This is a genomic window from Haloarcula montana (genome assembly GCF_035666295.1).
In the GTDB taxonomy this organism is placed as follows: domain Archaea; phylum Halobacteriota; class Halobacteria; order Halobacteriales; family Haloarculaceae; genus Haloarcula; species Haloarcula montana.
Window position 1 is genome coordinate 986,663 of sequence record NZ_CP142027.1, and the last position, 20,146, is coordinate 1,006,808.

At 58.5% G+C, this 20,146-nt stretch carries 17 protein-coding genes; 5 read left to right on the plus strand and 12 right to left on the minus strand.

The genetic code is table 11. From position 1 onward, the window contains the following. Positions 1-4: 4 nt before the first annotated feature. Genes VJ109_RS05155 through VJ109_RS05175 form a run of 5 tightly spaced genes read right to left on the minus strand, consistent with a single transcriptional unit; the run spans position 5 to position 4,880 of the window. Positions 5-652: a DHH family phosphoesterase gene (locus tag VJ109_RS05155; protein WP_324759562.1), complete on the minus strand. Its 648-nt coding sequence runs from the start codon at positions 650-652 to the stop codon at positions 5-7. After that, positions 645-1,679: a GNAT family N-acetyltransferase gene (locus VJ109_RS05160; protein WP_324759563.1), complete on the minus strand. Its 1,035-nt coding sequence runs from the start codon at positions 1,677-1,679 to the stop codon at positions 645-647. Before VJ109_RS05160 ends, VJ109_RS05155 begins: the two co-directional genes overlap by 8 nt. 35 nt (positions 1,680-1,714) lie before the next feature. After that, positions 1,715-2,860: a DegT/DnrJ/EryC1/StrS family aminotransferase gene (locus VJ109_RS05165; RefSeq protein WP_324759565.1), complete on the minus strand. Its 1,146-nt coding sequence runs from the start codon at positions 2,858-2,860 to the stop codon at positions 1,715-1,717. 32 nt (positions 2,861-2,892) lie between these two features. Beyond that, a complete protein-coding gene (locus VJ109_RS05170) occupies positions 2,893-3,744 on the minus strand; it encodes a polysaccharide deacetylase family protein (RefSeq protein WP_324759567.1) in 852 nt (283 codons plus the stop codon). Next, entirely contained in the window at positions 3,741-4,880 is a 1,140-nt protein-coding gene (locus VJ109_RS05175; RefSeq protein ID WP_324759570.1) for a glycosyltransferase family 4 protein, read from the minus strand. The genes VJ109_RS05170 and VJ109_RS05175 overlap by 4 nt, the downstream gene beginning before the upstream one ends. A gap of 291 nt (positions 4,881-5,171) precedes the next feature. On the opposite strand from VJ109_RS05175, the gene VJ109_RS05180 reads away from it, so the two are divergent. From VJ109_RS05180 to pseG, 5 genes are all read left to right on the plus strand, one after another. Next, on the plus strand, positions 5,172-6,191 hold the full coding sequence (locus tag VJ109_RS05180) for a sulfatase-like hydrolase/transferase (protein WP_324759572.1): 1,020 nt from the start codon (positions 5,172-5,174) through the stop codon (positions 6,189-6,191). Positions 6,192-6,291: 100 nt separating this feature from the next. Further along, positions 6,292-8,103, plus strand: a complete 1,812-nt coding sequence (locus VJ109_RS05185; RefSeq protein WP_324759574.1) for an ABC transporter ATP-binding protein — start codon at positions 6,292-6,294, stop codon at positions 8,101-8,103. 106 nt (positions 8,104-8,209) lie between these two features. Continuing rightward, entirely contained in the window at positions 8,210-9,565 is a 1,356-nt protein-coding gene (locus VJ109_RS05190) for a sulfatase (RefSeq protein WP_324759576.1), read from the plus strand. Further along, entirely contained in the window at positions 9,562-11,340 is a 1,779-nt protein-coding gene (locus VJ109_RS05195) for a glycosyltransferase family protein (protein WP_324759578.1), read from the plus strand. The genes VJ109_RS05190 and VJ109_RS05195 overlap by 4 nt, the downstream gene beginning before the upstream one ends. A gap of 272 nt (positions 11,341-11,612) precedes the next feature. Further along, positions 11,613-12,614, plus strand: coding sequence for a UDP-2,4-diacetamido-2,4,6-trideoxy-beta-L-altropyranose hydrolase (pseG, locus tag VJ109_RS05200; protein WP_324759580.1), 1,002 nt, complete (start codon positions 11,613-11,615; stop codon positions 12,612-12,614). A gap of 90 nt (positions 12,615-12,704) precedes the next feature. On the opposite strand, the gene VJ109_RS05205 is transcribed toward pseG, so the two are convergent. From VJ109_RS05205 to VJ109_RS05235, 7 genes are all read right to left on the minus strand, one after another. Next, positions 12,705-13,955 (minus strand): methionyl-tRNA formyltransferase, encoded by a 1,251-nt coding sequence (locus tag VJ109_RS05205; RefSeq protein WP_324759582.1) that lies wholly within the window; start codon positions 13,953-13,955, stop codon positions 12,705-12,707. 287 nt (positions 13,956-14,242) lie between these two features. Further along, positions 14,243-14,926 carry a PIG-L deacetylase family protein gene (locus VJ109_RS05210; RefSeq protein WP_324759584.1) on the minus strand — a complete coding sequence of 228 codons (684 nt, stop codon included), beginning with the start codon at positions 14,924-14,926 and terminating at the stop codon, positions 14,243-14,245. A gap of 78 nt (positions 14,927-15,004) precedes the next feature. Beyond that, a complete protein-coding gene (locus tag VJ109_RS05215) occupies positions 15,005-15,457 on the minus strand; it encodes a GNAT family N-acetyltransferase (RefSeq protein WP_324759586.1) in 453 nt (150 codons plus the stop codon). A 40-nt stretch (positions 15,458-15,497) separates the two neighbouring features. Next, positions 15,498-16,550: an N-acetylneuraminate synthase family protein gene (locus VJ109_RS05220; protein WP_324759588.1), complete on the minus strand. Its 1,053-nt coding sequence runs from the start codon at positions 16,548-16,550 to the stop codon at positions 15,498-15,500. A 53-nt stretch (positions 16,551-16,603) separates the two neighbouring features. Beyond that, positions 16,604-17,794, minus strand: a complete 1,191-nt coding sequence (locus VJ109_RS05225) for a DegT/DnrJ/EryC1/StrS family aminotransferase (protein ID WP_324759590.1) — start codon at positions 17,792-17,794, stop codon at positions 16,604-16,606. After that, entirely contained in the window at positions 17,787-18,734 is a 948-nt protein-coding gene (locus tag VJ109_RS05230; protein ID WP_324759591.1) for a dTDP-glucose 4,6-dehydratase, read from the minus strand. Before VJ109_RS05230 ends, VJ109_RS05225 begins: the two co-directional genes overlap by 8 nt. Next, complete coding sequence (locus VJ109_RS05235) at positions 18,731-19,756, minus strand: SDR family NAD(P)-dependent oxidoreductase (protein WP_324759593.1); 1,026 nt, start codon at positions 19,754-19,756, stop codon at positions 18,731-18,733. Before VJ109_RS05235 ends, VJ109_RS05230 begins: the two co-directional genes overlap by 4 nt. Positions 19,757-20,146: the final 390 nt, after the last annotated feature.

Sequence of the window (20,146 nt, forward strand, 5' to 3'; positions counted from 1 at the left end):
CCAATCAAATATCTGACAGAATACGATCGCGAACTTTTTTTGCGGCCATCTCCAATGTGTCAGTGTCTGCGCCCCCACCGGCGGCGAGGCGCTGGCTGCCGCTGCTTCCACCGCGTCCTGCCTCTTTGGCAATCTGTGACGCAACCTCGGTGGCCGGGTACCGTTCGGCAATGTATTCGCCTACGCCGACGGCGAACGACCCGTCCTCCTCGGCGAGAACGATAGCGACCAGCGCGTCATAGGTGAGTGCTTCCCGGGCGAACGCTCTCGCGTCCTCGCTGTGGCCGTCCGGAATACTGCAGATAACGACTTCGGTAGTGTCCGTAGCGACGGCCTCGTGCTGGGCACACTCCCACCATGACCGTGCCCACGCGTCGCGCATGGTCTCGACGCGGTCTTCAAGGCTATCAGCGCGCGTTATCAACCGCTCTATCTCCTCGGTCAGGTTCTCTGGCTTCACTGACGCTGCCTCGGCGGCCTCATGGAGCATGGCTTGTGTCTCGGGTTGTTGTGTCTGCTGGGGTACTTTCTCTTCCCACTCCCTCGCCGTTTCGAGGCCGTCTAACGCTGTCCGATAGCGGCGAATCCAGTACCCGTTTGTTAGGGCGACGATGGCGACGGCCCCGACACCCCAAAGAATCGCGTCACTCATGAATCCACCTCTTAACGCGTGGTCCTACTGTGGGGTGTGTTAAAAGAGGTGCGAGACGCTTCGAGAGAGGTTCAAGCCGTTTGTATTGGGAGACCGACGCACGTCTTACATTGTGTGGCGGTGTCACGAAGCTTATAAGCGGAAAGACGGTACCGCCGAACTTCGTCTTGAATTCGAAGAGACTCGAATCCCGTTCGGTACGTCCGAAATCGACGACAGTACACTCTCCCTCGCAAGCCCGACGGATAATCTCGGCGTACAGATACTCGTTCGGGTGTTTCTCCCAGTGGTCGGGGTCGGATGCGTTGCTGAGTACGTGTCGGGTACCGTCGTAGTCAAGATAGAACACGCCAGCCACCGACTCGCCAGCCGATTCGAGAACCAATACCGTCGCCGCCTGGTCGAACTCGTCAAGAAGCGCCTCGAAAAACGCCCGGGAAAACTGAGGGCTACCAAGTCGGCGCATCGTTTGCAAATAGAGGGGATAGTACGCGTCAAGTGCGTTCCGTTCACGAAGCTCCAGGTCGTACGTGGTCGCGTCCCTAAGACTCGATCGGAGATCAGCGTTGAATTTCGTTTCACGGAGACTCTCGTAGGAGACGGCCGTCGAAAGCCGAAACGCGACACCCGTCCGGATACCGGCGTAGCCAGTCGGGTAGTAGCCGGAGATCCCCGACAGGGGACTCTCTTTCAGAATCAGCGTCGACGAACGTCCAAGCGACGACTCCAGCTCCTCAAGAAGCGGCTTCGTTCGGGTCTTGCCGTTCACCAGCGGGTAACCGTACTCACAGAAAGGATTGACAATTGTCCGCCCGCTTATTTCTGGGACCGAGAAGCCGGGAACGAGTGCAATTATTTCCCCGGTTGAATCGATACCGACCCTGTGTGCTGGCGTGTACTGTAAGCTTCGAGCGATCGCCCGCTTCCAAGCGAGCGTATGAAACGCTGTGCCAGCCTGACAGTGAGAAAGAACCTGTCCCCACTCGTCAGTCCGGTCGGGATCAAGCGAGCGAAAGGAGACACTCATATTTGGAGAACAATCGAGGGGAGTATTGATAGTATTCATTCGCGCACAACAGTCCCGGACGCACCGTCGAGTTCCCGGTACACATCGGTCGTAATCTCCGCGATGCGGTCGATGGTCAGCCGGTCAATGCCAGCGTGAATTGGGAGATTGAGTATCCCATCTGCGAGGCGGTCGGCAGTCTGACACGTCCCCTCCGGTGCGACAGTGTACGAGTACATCTTCGAGCAGCCGACGCCGCGCTCTCGTAACCGCGCACTCAGAGGATCCCGTAGTTCGGAGGCCACCTGAATCGGAAACCGAAAATATGAGCATTCATCCGCTGGCTCCAAGTAGTCGATGCCGTCCGGAAGGCGGGCGGCGTAGCGATCCGCGTGGTTCTGCCTCGTCCGGACCCGCTCAGGCAACGTGTCCAACTGATGATCAAGGAGGCGTCGCTGCCATCGGCTGAGCGCAGTGGGTTCAGCCGGCTCAACGGCATCAGAACGCGACCGAGCAATGGGGTCGAGAACCCGCTCGCGTAGCGGTCGATACAGCCGTCCGGGAAGCGCCCCCATGGTCTCGGTGAACAGCTTGATACCAATGAGCTGCAGTCGCTGGTCCAACAGCTGGCCGTCCGCGGACGGTGACGGCCCGGGCGTCGGAGACAGAAGAAGACCGCTGCCAAAGGCCGTTGCGTCTTTGTAAAACCGGAAACTGAACGTACAATAGTCGCTATACTGTGCGACTTGATCCGAATTTAATAGCGTTCCGATGGCCTGTGCTGCGTCTTCTATGACGACGAGATCGTGTTCTGTGGCGAATTGAGCGATTTCGATCATGTTACAGGGTGTCCCGAACAGGTGAGTCGGGAGAATAGCGGCCGTGTCCGGAGACATTTGACGGGCGGCGTGGGTCAGGTCCATCGTGTATTCCTCGGTTACATCGACATAGACCGGTGTTGTCACCTGTTCGACCGCCCTTTGGACGGCATAGCAGGTGTAGCCCGGAACGAGTACCTCTTGCTCCGATCCAATCTCCGCCGCCTGGAGTGCGCCGACGATTGCCGTCCGACAGCTGGGATAGGGCTGGCTGTGTTGGAACCCAGTCAGTTCCAAAAGCGGCTCCGGGAACATCGAGTCGGATGCTGATGGCGAGAATATATCGGTCAGCCCGAGCGGGAGTGATTCGGTGAGTGCAAGCATGTTATTTCGCATACCGATGGTCGTCAGGGATGCTATGCATGTTGTTCTCCTCTTTGGAGTTGGTTGTAGACCGTACCCAGCAGAGCGAAAGACTTCCCGTGATCTCGGAACCGGCCTAGTACGCGCTCAAGGAGCGCCATTCCATCGGTATTCCGGTTGTACAACAGCCGATACTGGACTGGGAGTTCCTCATACGCCGGCGGCCTGATTAGGTCGTGCATATGGATGTTGAATACTATTACCGGTGGCGGAGAGTTGACCAGCGGGTAAATGAACGGCTTCCCCAGTACCCGACAGTACGAGAGAGCGGTCGGGACGCGGAGAAGCGGTGAATAGACGGTAAACGGGATTTCCAAGAGGTCGAACGTCGGGAGATACTCCGGCTGTGTCGCGGCACGGACGTTGTTGAAATGGCCGGGTCGCCACGACGGGAAAACGCTGGCGTCGAAGTCGTAGCCAGCGTCCGAGAGATGCTGGTAATCGGTCGGACGTACATTCCCGTTGGGAAACCGGTAGCCCGCCGGCTCCCGATCGAAAAACGCCTGGTATTCCTCTGCGCTCCGGTTAATCTCACGTGACACGGAAGTCTCGGTTCGGGGTGCATGAGTGTGGGAGTGCGGGTGGAAGCTCGTCTCAACAGCGCTATTTCGGAGCTTTTCAACCGTCTCGGGTGCCTCAGTGAGCAGTTCGGTCTGGACGAAACAAGTAACCGGGATCTCCAGTCGCTCCAGTATCTCAACCAACTGACCGACGTGTTTCACTGCTTCGTACCTGTTTTTCGAGAGCGCGGTCCCATAGTCACACTCGAAATCAAGCGTCAGATAGACGGTTTCGGCGATTGGCCACTCCCGAAGTTCTCCGTCGGGGTCGTTCGCCTTGCTCATATTTCAGTCAACCGGCGGTACACGGAAATATTCTGGTCGATGACCTCCGTCCACGAAAAACGGTCTCGGACGAGTTCGGTCCCGGCGTCGCGCTGGTTTCGATACAGCTCATCGTTGTCGAGCAGCCGTGTGATGCCATTAGCTAGCCGCTCGGGCGAGTCTGGTTCGACGACGACGCCAGCGGACTCCTCTCGCAGGACCCGACCGATGCCGCTGCCGCGGGTCGTGACGACGGGGGTCGCCATCGCCATCGCCTCTAAGACCACCATGCCGAAACTCTCGGTGATTGTGGGCGACGGGAGGATGAACACGTCCGCGTCGGCATAGGCTCGTCGAAGCTCTTCATCGGTCACGAAACCGGGAAACTGGACGGTATCACTGAGGTTGAGTCGATCGACGAGATCGACGAGGCGGTCGCGCTCGGGACCGTCGCCGACGAGAACGAGTCGAACGTCGCTGTCCCGATCGAGTCGGTCGACAGCCCGGATGAGTGTTCCCAGACCCTTGTAGCGACGAAAGGCGCCCGCGTACATGACCGTTCGCCTCCCGTCTGTCGCCTTGTACGGGGGGTCACTATCAACCGCGGCGGGATCGAACCAGTCCGTGTCGACGCCGATTGGAACTACCGATGTCTTGTCCCGGTAGCGCTGATAGAACTCGATTTCTTCGAGGATACCGCGGTTGGAGACGAGGAGGCAGTCGGCGAGACGGAGCGTCCCGCGGAGCAACGAGCGGTTGTAGACGCTTCCGACCAGCCCGACAAAACTGTCGAGCGACATCTCGAACGCTCCATGGCACGTTACAACGTGGGGGATATCGTGGGCGCGAGCGGCGACCGCTGCGACCTCTGGATAGAGCGGCAGTGGATAGTTCGAGTGGATAACGTCCGGCTCGAATGACCGTATCGCCCGTTCGAGCGTCACCGGGTAGCCCGGTGCGAGGGGGGCGCCAGTGACGTTGATTGAGCGGCTCCGACACACCGGTACAGTGTCTGTTTCGGCGTGTCCCCCTTCGGTCGTGGTGACGACGACGCAGTCGTGTCCCCGCTTTTCTAAGTGACGGGAGAGATGATGAACGTAGTAGGGGCCACCTCCTTTGACCGGTAAGAACGAACCAATGGCATGTAGAATCCGCATCTACCGCGTCTTTTCTCGGCGTGAAATAAGTTCTTTCGGTACGAGAGAGTATCGTTGTTTCGCGGGCAACGGACGTCAAACCGGCCGGTTGTGTGTGTGTGTCTGCGTCTCGGAAAACAAAACGTATAACTCGATACTACATAACCGATTCGTATGGCAGAGATTCGAAATCTGGTGGTTTTCATGTCCGACGGTGTGCGGTGGGATTTCCACCCGCAGGTGATTGCGGAAATGGGAGTGACCTACCGCACGATTTCCTCGTCTCTGCACACGCCAACTTCTATCGCCTCAATGCTCACGGGAGATTATCTCCCATCCCACGGTATCCGGGGGTTCACCGACTCCCTGGCCGACGACCAGTGGACGATTCTAGACGCGTTCAAGCACGCTGGACTGAGCGACTCCGCGGGGAACTTCAACAACGAAATATATGGGAACCTGCTCGGAAAGTACTCGTCCGTCTCGCTGGCGGAGATACAGGAGCCGTTCGGCTGGTTCATGCGGGACGCTGGCGGACACGCCCCCTACGACGAGTTCGACGAGACCCTCCAGACACAGGAATCGGTATCGTCCTATCTGAAACGCCACGCGGGTGACGACGAACGAATGCGACGGGACTACGAGGCGGGTGTTCAGTCCTCAGTCGAGCGGTTTGAGCGGTTCGTGCTTAACCCTCTCGAAGAGCGCGGTATCCGCGAGGAGACGCTGATAGTCTTTCTCTCCGACCACGGGCAGATGCTCGGTGAGCACGGCCACGTCGGCGAGTCCTATCCGCCGTGTCCCGAGATCGTTTATGTCCCGACAACGTTCATCCACCCGTCGCTCAAGCCGAGAGAAGCCGGTGCCGCGTTCGGCCACGTCGACCTACCGGCGACTATCGCGGGACTGGTCGACGACCTCGAAACGCCGGAGACACACGGAAGAGACGTTCACAGCCGAACCGCCGGTCCCAGCAAGCGGTTCAGCTTCTACGACCGACCGTACCCGTCACCACTCGGAGAGTTCAGCTACACCATCGAGAGCGTCTGGGACGACGGGGGTGGACACGCATTCCTCGACTCGTCGTTCTGGGACAAGCTCAAGCTCCTCGGAGGGGTGCTCGCGCTCATTCCGGCCGGGAAACAGCTCCGCCGAAGCCGGAGCCTTCGCGGACTCAAACTCCTGTTCGAGTCGCCACAGACGTGGGGGTCGCCCGGTTTCACGCTCGATGAGGCGGCGGAACTGCTCGAAGAGTTCGAGTTGGCTGACGGCCAGAGTCTCGACATGGATACCGAAACCCGAGAGAATCTTGAAGACCTCGGCTACCTCTGATGGTCGTGTCGTGTAGGCAGCCCGAGAAGCCGGACAGCGGCTATGGGAATACAAAAGACGTTTGCACCCCAAGTCGAAATCACCGAGCAGTGTTTGGTATATGCCAGACGACCTAGCCGACCTCACGGTCGACGATGCCGATATCTCTCAGACCGAGAAAAAGCGGGCGCTGCTCGCAGTTATCAACTATCGACCGATACTGTCGCTCGTCATCGTCGTCTTGAGTATCGTCGTCGCGGTGCTGGAAGGTGTCGGTATCGGCTTCCTGATGCCGATTATCTCGGCCGCCCAGTCCGGGGGCGGGGAGGGCGGGATGCTCGTGACGCTGTTTACTCGCGCCTATACGATTCTGGGTATCCCGTACAGCCTCGGGACGATTATCGCAGGAGTCGGAACGGTGATGGCAGTTCGGTTCGGGATGAGCTTCCTCGTCGCGTGGCTGAAAGCGGCGCTACGGACCGAGTATGTCAGGCATCTCCAGACCGTCGCCTTCGAGAACACGCTTCAGGCGAGTGTCGAGTACTTCGACCAACAGGGGTCCGACGAGATACTCAATGCCATTGTGACACAGGCGACCTACGCCGGGCGAGTCATAGAGTGGATAGTCCAGATTCTCGAAAAGGTATTCCTCTGTATCATGTACATAGTCATCGCGATGTATCTGGCCCCGGTTCTGACCGTCGTGACCGGCGTCGTCCTCGGTGGGTTCACCTACTTCATCCGCTCGGTACTGGCCTCGGGATACGAAGTCGGCGACGACATCGCGGAGGCCAACGAGCAGGTACAGAGCGCCGTTCAAGCGGGGACACACGGTATCCGTGACGTGAAAGTCTTCGGGATGACACAGGAGGTGTTCGGGAACTTCCTTTCGGCCGTCGAGCAGTACGCCGAGTCGATGATCGAACTCCGGCGTAATCAGGCGGCGCTGGACAACTTCTACCAGATGGTGACGGCGATAACGGTGTTCGTCCTCATCTTCGTCGCGCTGCAGTACACGGCGATGACCCTCAGCGGACTGGCTGTCTACCTCTTTGCGATGTTCCGACTGGCACCGCGGGTCAGCGCACTGAATAACCTCGTCTACAAGGCAGAAGGAGAACTGCCACACATGATACGTACCCAGCAGTTCATCGACGATATGCAGGGGTACCAAGAGTCAAACGAGTCAACGACACCAGTCCCCGAGTCAATCGAGACCGTCACCTTCGACTCGGTCTCGTTCGCCTACGAAGAAGGAGATACCGTACTCGACGACATCTCCTTCGAGGTCACGAGCGGGGAGTTCGCGGCGTTCGTCGGCACGTCCGGCGCTGGCAAATCGACGATAATCTCGCTACTCTCGCGGATGTACACGCCGGACACGGGCGCAATTCTGGCAGACGGGACGCCTATCACTGACTTCGACATCAACGAGTGGCGCGAGAAGGTGTCTATCGTCAGGCAGGATCCATTCATTTTCAACGAGACGCTCCGGTACAATCTGACGATAGGGAACAGAGACGTGAGCGAGGAGGAGCTCCAGCGGGTCATCTCGGTCGCGAAAATAGACGAGTTCCTCAACGATCTCCCTGACGGGTTAGAGGCGGTGCTGGGCGACGAAGGTGCGCGGTTGTCGGGCGGCCAACGACAGCGTATCGCCATCGCTCGGGCGCTGTTGAAAGACTGCGAGGTGCTCCTCCTCGACGAGGCGACGAGCGACCTCGACTCAACGCTGGAACAGGAGGTCCACGAGGGAATCATCTCGTACAACCCGGACCTCATCACGCTCGTCGTCGCCCACAGACTGTCAACCGTCAAAGACGCGGACAAGATATACACCGTTGAGAGTGGCCGGCTGGCGAACGTCGGGACACACGACGAACTCATCAAGCAAGACGGGAAGTACGCCGAGTTGTACTCGACACAGATCTGAGATACCGTCTCCCGACCGCCGCCACGACACCGGCGACGGCGTCACAATCTATCTACGGAGGTTTTATTTTCGTAGTCGCGTTACCGACTCTTACCAACCTGTGCCAATGAACCGACCGAATATTCTGTTTATCGTGATGGACTCTGTCTCCGCTCGCCGCCTCCCTACCTACGGATATACACGCGAGACGATGCCCTGTCTGGAGTCGTTCGGAAACGCGGCGACGGTGTACGAGAACGTCTACGCGAACAGTTCGTGGACCGTCCCCACCCACGGGACGCTCTTTACCGGGCAGTATCCCTCGGCTCACGGCGCGCACGCGAATCACAAGTACTTCAACGTCCCCGAAGAGGAGACGCTGGCACAGCAGCTTTCCGACGAGGGGTACCACACCGTCGGGCTGTCGACCAACCCGTGGATATCGACCGACTTCGGCTACGATACCGGGTTCGACGAGTTTCACGATGTCCGTGTACCGGTTCCGTATCCCGAAGAACAGCACCCCCGAAACCTCACAGACCGTCTCGAACCGCACGCCGACCAGCCGATACGGAAGTACGCCGCCTTTCTCAAGTGGGCGATAGAAGGGAACCCAGCAAAGCGAGTCCGGAACCTCCTCAATTTCAGATACGACGATGCGGAGTTCGCCGACGGCGAGGAGCTGAACCGTCGCGTGGTCAAGTGGCTGGACGGGTACGACGGCCGGGAGCCATTCTTCATGTTTCTCAACTATATGGACGGTCACGAACCGTACCACCCGTCCGAGGAGCACCTGTCCGAGTTCCGGGAGGGTGACTGTGACGCGGAGATCGAGTGGCACCTCCGCTCGCTCAACCAGACGTACGACGAAGCGACGAAACAGTGTATCAACGACAAGTACGACGCCTCGTTGCTGTACCTCGACGAGCAGTTAGACGCGCTGTTTACGGAACTGGAAGCGCGATCGCTGGACGAGGACACCTACGTCGTCGTCACTGCCGACCACGGGAAGTGTTTAGACGACTACATGGGCGTCGGGACGTATCTGTACGACGACCTCGTCCAAATCCCGCTCATCGTCGCGACGCCCGAGCGGCGGGGCGAGCGAAAGACCGAACAGCTCAGTCAGGTCGACATCCACGAGAAGGTACTGGACATGGCCGGAATTTCGGTCGACAGCGACCGACCCTCGGGGTCGTTCGCGGAGACGCTCGGCTCACACCAAGATGTCGTCGTCGACGACCACACGCTGCCACCGAAGGGGTTGCAGCGAATCGACTACGGGGACCGGATGTTCGTCAGAGACACCGGCACAGGAGAGATACGACGGTCGGAGAATCTCGGTGCGGACGGCCTGAAAGAACTCGAAGAACTCGAAGAGGGTCATCTCGCCTACTGTAACTCACAATCGGACAACGGAAACGGCTCGGAGGAGATGAAATCGAGCGTCCAAGACCGACTCGAACGGCTCGGCTACCTATGACCGAGGGCAGAACACTGGAGATACATCAGACACGACCGGACGACACTTTCGCCGAGGACGATACGTTTGTTATTTCAGAAGAGCTCGAACAGATATCACAAGAGGGTGTCGAGCAACTCCTGGCACGATTCTATTCGGCGGATATCCAGGCCGACTGGGACTATCCAATCTACGAGTGTCTGCGGTTGTATCTTATATTCCCCGTATATGATAATTCTTTGGTATTTCCAGCACTGATTGCAAATCGTCTCGTAGAACGGCTCTCTACTGCTCAGTACACTGAAATAAGTGTCGAAGATGTCGAAGCGCCATATCAATACGTTGCTGCAGATGTCGCTGAAGCTGTCGACATCCCACTCAGCAACGTCACCCTCGACGCGACATCTCCGTGGCGTCAGTACGCTACGCATCTGTACAACAAGACTCCCCACCTACTCGACCTCGGACTCTCGGCGATAGTTGGCCCGGTCGGCGGAGGGATCACCGATTCGGAGACGCTTTTCGTGCCGGAGAGGGAGCGCTTCGAGAGCATGGAACCAGTGCTGGAAAAGTTCGACGAGCTATCGATAGTAGAGCGTGGGAAGACGTTTCTGTCACTCATTCGACGGAGAAAGCGTTCGGGGACGATCAAAGAGGGATACGGTATCTCCCCGTTCAACAGCTTCGCCACGCCCCGGACGGTGTTAGCGGCACTCTCGTTTTCCCTGGGCGACCTCCGACGAGAGATTTGTCACGAACGTCGCTGGGAGCGACAGTTGGTCCAGTTGCTGGAAAACGAAATCGGTCTCCCGCTCGAACGGACCGTCGAGTTTGCTCTTCGGGACGTGTACGGGAAAGCATTCCAAGCGGCTAGCTTCGCCGAAGTAACGACGGACGTAGTTTCGGAGACAGGTTGCGAGAAATTAGTTGTCGGTCGGATGGGCCGCACGGAGCGTGCCATACTAGCTGCGGCTGACGAACTGGGCGTAGACACCTACTATGTCCCTCACTCGGTCATCGTGGGGTGGGAAAATATCGCCCCGGCAGACACAGTCCATTTCGTACCCGGGACGCCAGGAATAGAGCACGTGCGAGCGTTGTCGTACGTAGACGAAAGGGCGGAACTCGTGCCAACAGGCCGTCCCCATCTGAGTCGGTTGTTTCAAACAGAGCACGAAGAGTACGTGCCGACGGACGGGTCCTTGTCAATCTTGGTTATCACACAACCCTGGCAGGACCACGTCCGGACGGAGTTTGTTCGGGCCGTGTCCAGCGCAACGACAGAAGCATCGAACGCAACGACAGTAACGATCAAGCCCCACCCGGCCGAGAATCCATCGTTTTATCGCACGCTCACCACTGAATTAGACGGCGAAATGCGAGTCCGGACCGGTGACCTCGTAGAGCAACTTCACGCGTCCGATCTGGTCGTAGGTATCGACTCGAACGTCGGACTCGAGGGAATCGCAACCGGTGTCCCATGTGTCGCGGTCAATTTCTGGGAACCGCGGATACACTCGTCACCATACTTTTCGAACGGCCCAATTCCGGTCCTCAACACACCGTCCGAGGTAGACGGGTTTTTTGCAGGGGTAGACCGAACCGAGCTCGAACGGCTGTACGAACGGCAGATAGAGTTCGCCAAATCAGCCTATGCGCTCGAATCAGATCCGGCAGAAACGATCGCCCAGTGGATTAGAACCCATGGCGGCACAGACACCCCGAGCCGTGATGGACAACACGCCAGCGGCGGTGCGGTATCGCGCTCTGGGAGGGTCAGGAACCCTGAAAAGTAGCACCTGTGGGGACGTTTCCATGCCGGCTCGATGGCGTAGCGATGGCTGCCAGTGACACATGGAAATCGGCTACACAGCTTCTCTGAGCCACGTTTCGCCACACCACAGCGGTTCACCCCGCTGGAGAGCTACTCTGGCGTTCGCTACTGATTCAGGAAAAGTATTCGAAAGCGTAAGGTACGACCGAGCAGCCTCGACTAGTGACGGGAGAACCGGCGTCGGTAGCGAAGACCGAGCCGTCCGTATCAGTCACCGACAGTCCATATGAATAAATGACACATATCGCAATACGAGCCGATGGCGGTCCGGAGATAGGATACGGGCACCTCGTCCGGACGAGCGCCCTCGCTGCAGTAGTTCTCTCGGAAGGGCACAGAGTGACATATCTCACCACGGAGCCGGCTCACGTCCGAGGGGTCTGCCCGGGAGACGTTCAGACGGTTACCCTACCGTCACGAGACGACCCTGAACCGTGTATCGAATGGGTGGAGTCAGCAGCGCCCGATACAGTGTTTACAGACGCGTATCCCGTAGACACGGAATACCAGCGAGCGATATATGAACGGGCCCCCCTTGCGGTCCTCCAAGATGACGACCGCCACGCGGTCTGTGCAGACGTATTCATCAACGGAAACATCTACGCAGCCGACTTGGAGTACCAGTTTGCGAGCGCCGACACTGAACGGCTTCTGGGGGCCGACTACGTTCTCTTACGACGTGAAATCGCCAAGCTAGCACAGCAGAACCCCCCGTGGCGAGAGACACCAGAACGGGCGGTTGTCCTCATGGGTGGAAGCGATATTGCGAACCTCACGCCCAAAGCGGTTCGGGCGTTCGATAATTTCGACGTAACGGTCGACGCTATCGTCGGCCCAGGAATGTCCACTACCCAGGAGAGAACAGTTCGGAAAGAAGCTGCCGAAGTGCCGGCAGACGTTCGAGTTGTCCGGGAGCCAGACGACCTCCCGACCCGGATGCATCGAGCCGATTTCGCCCTGAGTACGGCGAGTAGCGTCACCTACGAGCTACTGAGTTTGGGAACACCGATAGTGTCTTGCTCGGTCGCGGCCAATCAAACGTTGATCGCCCGAGCGCTCACGGACCGGGACCTCGCTACGGTACTAACTGACCCAGACGTCGACACGCTCCGAACGGCAATCACCGAGTACATGAGCGATGCTTCCACCAGACGACGACGGCAGCGACAAGGTCGACGGCTAGTGGATGGACAGGGAGTATCGCGGCTGTCTGCGAGTCTGCGAGCGCTCAGCTGACAGCACCGACGAACCCTTTCATCACGGGGGAGAGTATGCCGCGTCACCGTCGATGCGGCGTTACCCGCTCGGCGGTATCGACCACGAGGTCTAGATAGCAGTCCCGTCTGTGGGATATACCTTCAATACACGACGGTCGATGCGTTCAGAACCGTCGTAGAAGTTCACCATAAGGGCTGTCACTTCATCCGGTGCTGGATACGTCACGGATAGGTGTTCGCTCGTTTCCGTAAGTGTGCCTTCGTAGATGACATCTGACCCATAGCGAACGTCGACGTCGATTTGCGGGTCGTTACTACCCGAATGTGAGACGAGGAGAATCTCGCCGGTCTCGCCAGTCGCCAGCGCTGTATCGTAATCAAAGGCGCCGTCGGAACCACGGATCCCTGTGTACGTCCAGTCGTCGGGTGCCGCAGTTCGGGTGAGACGGTCGCCGGATTCGGCACCGACGCTAGTCGCCCACTCATCGGCCCACTGTTCGGGATACCCATCACGCTGCACACGGTGAAGATTAATTCGACCGATTCCGGTCGCAACTGTCACGGAGTCACCGTCTGTGTCCAGTATCGTACCGGGAGACTGACCCGGGTCCGCGGAACTGTCGTCTGTGCTGGCTTCCCAAACCCGAACCTGTTCGCCAGCGAAGAAAGAGTACGCTCCGGGGTACGGCTTCGTTTGTGCACGAATCCAATCAAAAATCACTCTCGTCGACTGAGACCAGTCGATTAACCCGTCCTGTGGCTGTCGCCGAGGGCGATACGTAGCACCAGCAGTGGACTGTGGGTCCGGCGTCGGCGTAGTTTCTTTGAGTCGGTCACAGAGACGCATCGCCGCCGTCGCTATCTTCTCTAAAATTGTGGCCACCGTATCGCGCTGTTGTATCGGGACGCGCTCCTTCCCGTATATCGGCCCGGCGTCGACTTCTTCAAGGTACTCGAACAGTGAGAGGGTGATTTCGCTCTCACCTGAGAGTATCTGCCAGTTTATCGGCGCGCCTCCACGTCCGCGAGGGAGGTCAGACGCGTGGAATCCCAAGAACCGGTCGGGGATATCGAGTATCGGCTGACGGATAACCTGTCCCCAGCCGAGACAGAGACACTGTGAGGGTTCTTGGTCGGTAATCCACTTCCGTGTCGCTTCGTCGTTGATGTCGGACGTTTTGTGTAGTGGAACGTCGTGACGGTCACAGAGGGCCGCAACGGACTCGTAGTTAGCTTGGGACGCCGCAAGCTCCTCGGCGGGGCTCACAACGCCGACGACTGACCAGCCAGTTCGGACGAGATGGTCGAAGACGTACTTCGCTAGTTTTCGATTGCCGATTACGACAGTTCGTTCAGTCATCGATATAGCCCCGTAGTGTATCTTCCTCGATAGTTCGGCGGGCCACGAGTACAGCAATCATAGATTCTGTCGTTCATGTCAACAGATATTTGTGACAGCCAGCGCTTCTTTCTCACTATGGCTGTCGACGAGCCCACGTTGGACACAGGTACGCAGGTCTGCGTTAGTGTGTAACCGTGAGGCGGCGTCTTCTAGAGGAAACGAGAACCGAAAGCTAACGATGATGTCCATCTGCCCGTGAGTTTCCCGTCGTTGGTAAAATAGGTATGGTTGTTCAACCGAAAGCCTCAACGGCGAACTTCCCTGAGGAGCGAAAAGGGTTCTGCAGCTGGCACACCCGCCTTCGCTCCCCAGACTTCTGCGTTGTTTCGGATGGTCGTCTTCGTTCGTGGATGTGGGGGCTCCCGGAGTTCGTCCTGATAGCACGAGATGGCGTCGAGTTTCGCGTCGAGAGTCTCTTCGATGTTCACGAAGGAAGTCGGCTGGAACGCGTTGTCGGGAGACGTCACCGACCACTCAGTCGCGGACAGCGTCTCGAACGCCAGAACGCGGTCGACTCCGGAGTCCGACAGCGGACGGGTCGCGGTCACCGTCGCCCGGCAGGCGAGTTCGTGGTCGACGTTCAAGTCGCTGTAGTGGTGGGTGTAGACGACGTCAGGCTCGTGTGTATCGATTTCACGCTCGATCGTCTGGACGATTTCGAGCAGCGGGACGGAGTCGAACTGGTTGTCGGGGAACTGATGGAACGACGTAGACGTGACACCCAGTCGGTCACAGGCGTCTCTGGACCGTTGTTTCCGCTGTTCGATCTGTTGTCGTACGTCCCGGTCGATGTCGTCATAGCGGGAGGTGACGCCATCCGAGAGGATACAGACGTGGATATCGTCCGAATCAGACGCGTGACGCGCGAGCGTTCCACCGACACCGATGACTTCGTCATCCGGATGCGCAACCACACAGAGGACAGACATACTCGTCCTTTCAGCAAGAGAGAGATTATAACTGGCGCTCTCCTCCGGACCGACACAGAGCGTTACACAGCGTGTTGGCTACCCAGAGTCGTTTCGAGAAGGCTGTTCGAACTGATATTCGAGCCAATCGCCGTCCTCATCGAGGAAGGCAAAGCCACACCGTTCGAACAGGTCCTGTGAGGACTCGTTTTCTTCGTGAATCCACGCGGTCAACTGGTCGTTCTCGACCCGCTCACAGGCGGTGGTCAGGGCCGCCGTCGCGACGCCACTCCCCCAGAGGCTGACTTCACCGATATAGATGCTAACTTCACCCGCAGCGGTTATCGCGACGGAGCCGACGCGCCGTCCATCGTGTTCGATGATGAAGTCCCGGCGCTCGGGGTCACGGGAAGCGAACCACTCGACGTGGTCGTCCCACTGCAGCGGTTCGCTCTGGTCGCGAAAATAGCGATAGATGCGTGGGTTAGAACGCCACGCTAACACGAGTTCCAAATCCTGTACCTTGAGCGGACGCAGAGAGACACACACCATACGCAACGTTGGAAGCGTGACGATAATGAACCCTGTGCAGTCACTCACTGTCGAGGACATCCCACGTGATGCCAGTATCTTTCGGGATGTCTTCCGTGACCGTGGCTCCGAGGACTTCGTCGTAGAACTTCGGTTCGAGACCGTTTCGACGGTTGCCCGACCGCAGGACAGCGATGTTCGCTTCCGTGAGCCGGTCGCCGGCTGAGATGTCCGTGGTCGCGTGTATCCGCCGACGTGCGATATCTTCGAGTTCGCGCTCGACGTCGAGGACACGTTTGACTCCGTCACCAACTACTTTTTCCGTTTTCTGGATGGAGTCGACCATCTTCGATAGCTCGTCGGGTTCCAAGGCGAACTGATGGTCCGGTCCGTCCATCGATTTGTCGAGGGTGATGTGTTTCTCGACGACGTCTGCGCCGAGGGCGACGGCAGCACTCGGGGCTATCGTCGGATCGAGAGTGTGGTCGGAGAGACCAGTCGGGACGCCGAACTCGTCTCGCAGCGTCTCGACTACGCTGACGTTACTCGATTCGAGGGGGGCTGGATACGACGCCACACACTGTAAGAGACCGAACTCCGACAGTCCGGACTGCCTGAACACCTCGACTGCGTCCCGTATTTCGTCCATCTCGTGTGCCCCGGTCGACATGAGTACCGGGAGACCACTCTCGGCGACGTACTCCAGAAACGGGTGGTGAGACATCGTGTACGAGGCAATCTTGAACGCTGGAACGTACTCGGCCAACTCGTCGACGGACCGTTCGTCGAACGGCGTCGACATGAAGTACACGCCGCGGTCCCGGCAGTGACGGTGGAGTTTCGGAATCCACTCGTAGGGCATCTCCATGTCCTCTATCAGTTGATACATAGACCGGTCGTCGTCGAGATAGTCGGCTTCACCGCTGTCCTCGACGTAGAGATTCTCGGCCCGGAACGTCTGGAACTTGACGGCATCGGCACCGGCATTCGCAGCGACGTCAATCAACTCCCGGGCAAGCGAGAGGTCACCGTTGTGATTCGAACCGGCTTCGGCGATGACGAATGTCGGTTCGCCGGCCCCAATCGCGCGGTCACCGATGGTAAACGTAGACATACGGCGTACAATACGTCCCGAATTAAAAGTTAGTGTGGTATTCGTGGCGGCGTTCAGTCGGCGTGGTATTCGTGGAGTCGTTCGACCGCTCGAACGACAGACGAGATATCTTCGTCAGTCATCCCCGGGAACAGCGGCAGCGACACGATGCGCTCGTAGACGGACTCCGTGAACGGGAACTGACCGCGTTCGTACCCGTACTCGTCTCGGAAGAACGGATGAAAATGAAGCGGGACGTAGTGTACTTGGACGTAGATGTTCTCAGCATGCATCGCGTTGACAAACTCCTTCCGTGAGCAACCAAACGAATCTGCTATCTCGACCGCGTACAAGTGAAACATCGGGTCGACATCGTCGTGAACCACTGGCGTCCGCAGCCCGGAGAGATCTGCGAACGCCTCGTCGTACTGAGCCATGATTTCCTGACGGCGCTGCTTGAACTCCGGCAGCCGCGCGAGTTGTTCGCATCCGAGCGCAGCTTGGATGTCGGTCACATTGTGATTGTAGCCGAGACCTTCAGTGACTTGGTACCACGGTTCGTCCTCGTGGCTGTCGGGTTCGTAGTTCATGTCGAACGACCGTAAGGACCGAACACGGGCCGCAATTTCGTCGTCGTCGGTGGCGACGAGTCCCCCTTCACCCATCGTGATGTTCTTTACTGGGTGGAAGCTGAACGTGGCGAGGTCTCGCTCGTTCCCCACGGGGTCGCCATCGATTGTCGTACCGAAAGCGTGGCAGGCATCCCAGAGAACGGACAGGTCGTGTCGGTCGGCGATAGCGAGGAGTTCGTCGATGTCGGCCGGATGCCCGGCGTAGTGCATCGGGATAATCGCCTCGGTCGCGTCGGTGATTTTCGCTTCGACTGCTTCTGGGTCGAGCGTTCGCGTCTCCGGTTCGATGTCCGCAAAGACCGGCGTCGCACCCGTGTGACAGGCGGGATAGGTAGTCGAAACGAACGTCAGCGGTGTCGTTATAATCTCGTCACCCGGTCCGAACCCGAGTGCGTCACCGGCAAGTTGCAAGGCCGTCGTGCCGGAAGTCGTAGCGATAGCGTGGTCGACACCGAGAAACTCGGCGACATCGGTCTCGAACTCGTCGACTTTCGGTCCGCGGGTTATGTAGTCGGCGTCAAGCGTCTCGGCGACTGCCGTTTTTTCACCCTCACCGAGTGTCTGCCCGCCGTAACCGAGCGGGTCGCTACGTACCGCAGTGCCACCGTAGGCGGCTGGGCGGTCCTCAGACATCGTCCTGAGCACGGAGCCAACTTCGAAGCCGGTCGACGCCGGATTCGAGCGAGACTTCGGGCGTCCAGCCGAGGAGCCGCTCCGCCTTCGAGGGGTCACAGCGGAGTTTCTGCACCTCGCTCTGAGGGTGGTGGTGTTCGACGTGGGTAATCTCGGTGTCACCCGTGGCGACGAGTTCGGCGAGGTCGTTGATAGAGATGTCCGTGCCGGTCCCGGCGTTGATGACTTCGCCGACGGCAGCGTCGTCGAACACCGCATCGACGATGAACTTCGCACAGTCGGTAGCGTACAGTAGGTCACGCGTCTGCGTGCCGTCGCCGAATATCTTCAGTGGTTCGCCGACGATGTCGCGGCTCGTGAATATCGAGACGACACCGCCCGCCATCCCGGTCTTCTGATAGGGGCCGTAGGTGTTGAACGGCCGAAGGGTAGTGACCGGGAGGTCGTACCCTTGGTAGTACGAGTCGGCCAGATTCTCCGCGGCGAGTTTCGTCCCGGCGTACGGCGAGGCGGGGGAGACGGGGTGTGACTCATCGATTCCGGCCTCCGAATCCGCCATATCGTATACCATACACGTCCCGACCAGTCCGAGCCGAACGTCCTGTCGCCGACAGGTTTCGAGGACGTTTCGCGTCCCGACGACGTTCGTCTCAAAATGCGAGTCCGGGTGGTCGAGACTCTCCTGTACGTCGATTTCGGCGGCGAGGTGGAGGCAGGCGTCGATATCGTCCTCGAAGAGGTGCTGTACGTCGCTGCGGTCCCGCACGTCGCCCTCGAAGAGCGTGAACCGCGGATTGTCTGCGAACTCCCGGACGTTTCGCTCGCTGCCGTTGCTGAAGTCGTCGAGGCCGCGAACCTCGTGGCCCCTGTCCAACAGTTCGCCGACGACCCACCGGCCGATGAAGCCGGCCGCACCGGTGACGGCGACGGTGTCGCTCATGGGAGCACCTCCAGTGCGTGGTTCTCCTCCAGAATATCGATGATACCCGAGCGGTCCAGTTTCGGGGCATGTTCGGAGCTTCGGACCACGTCCGAACTCCGCTCGAACCCGTCAATCGCGTCGTACTCAAAGTAGTCGTGGTCGCTCGCTTCGGGCGGGACGACGAACAGCGAACCGTTCTCGAGCGTTCGTCGTGCCTCACGTCCGGTCATGATTTCCTCGTGCAGGGTCTCACCGACACGTCTGCCTATCATCTCGATTTCGATGTCGGACGGGTCATATCCGTACTTAGGAGCGAACACTTCTATCATCGCGTGTGCCAAATCTTCTATCCGTATCGCCGGCATCTTGTGTGCGAACACTTCGCCGCCCTGCATCTTTTCGATAGCCGTCAGGATCAGGTGTTCGATATCGTCGTAGGTCAGGAAGAACCGTGTCATTCGAGTGTCGGTGAGCGTGACCGGACCGCCGTTTCGAATCTGTTCGCGGAACACGGGGATGACAGACTGAGAAGAGTTGATAACGTTCCCGAATCGAACAGAAGCGAGACGGAGGTTGGACCGTCCCTTGTATTTGTTTCCGGCGGTCACGAGTTTCTCACCGAGGAGCTTGGTCGTCCCCATAGTGTTTGCCGGGTTCGCGGCTTTGTCGCTACTGGTGAAAACGAGGCGGTCGACCCCAGCGTCGATTGCAGTGTCGATAACGTTCTGCAAGCCGACGACGTTCGTCTTGACGGCTTCGAACGGATTGTATTCGGAGATATCGACGTGTTTCATCGCAGCAGTGTGAATGACGATGTCGATGTCTTTCATCGCACGCAGAAGCCGCTCCTTATCACGGATGTCCCCCAATAGATACCGACAGCGGTCGTCATCAAGTTGTGACTTCAGTTCGGTAAGCCCTGGCTCGTTGTTATCAAAAATCCGGATGACGTTATGATCCTCATCGAGAAGCCGTGAGGCGAGAGCTCGACCGACAGAGCCAGCTCCGCCAGTTATCAGTATATTACGGTCGCTTAACATACCCCATAGTTTGTTAAGGCGCCAAATGAATCTACGGATTTACTCCTAGCACGACGCCACACGTCCGGGGCTAATTCGAAGAGGCTACCTATCGATAGGGCAGCCGAGCGTCGCTGTGACACCGCTTCGTAGGCATCCGTTGCTGCCAGCGACCGCACTCGGTCTGTCTAAGACGGGCCCGAGTTTACGTGGCTGTTCGACTGCCGTGGGGTTGATTCTGCGTTGTTCGGTAGACCGCCGTGCTCGCGTACCTCATTAGCAGACCCCGCGTTTCCGAGTGATCTTGTACCGACACGACCACAGCAAAGTCGAGAGACTGTGGTCGGGTGATGGTACAGTGTATTGTCCGAGGGGGTGTACGGCCGTGGTTCGATTCCAAGCCGGACAGTC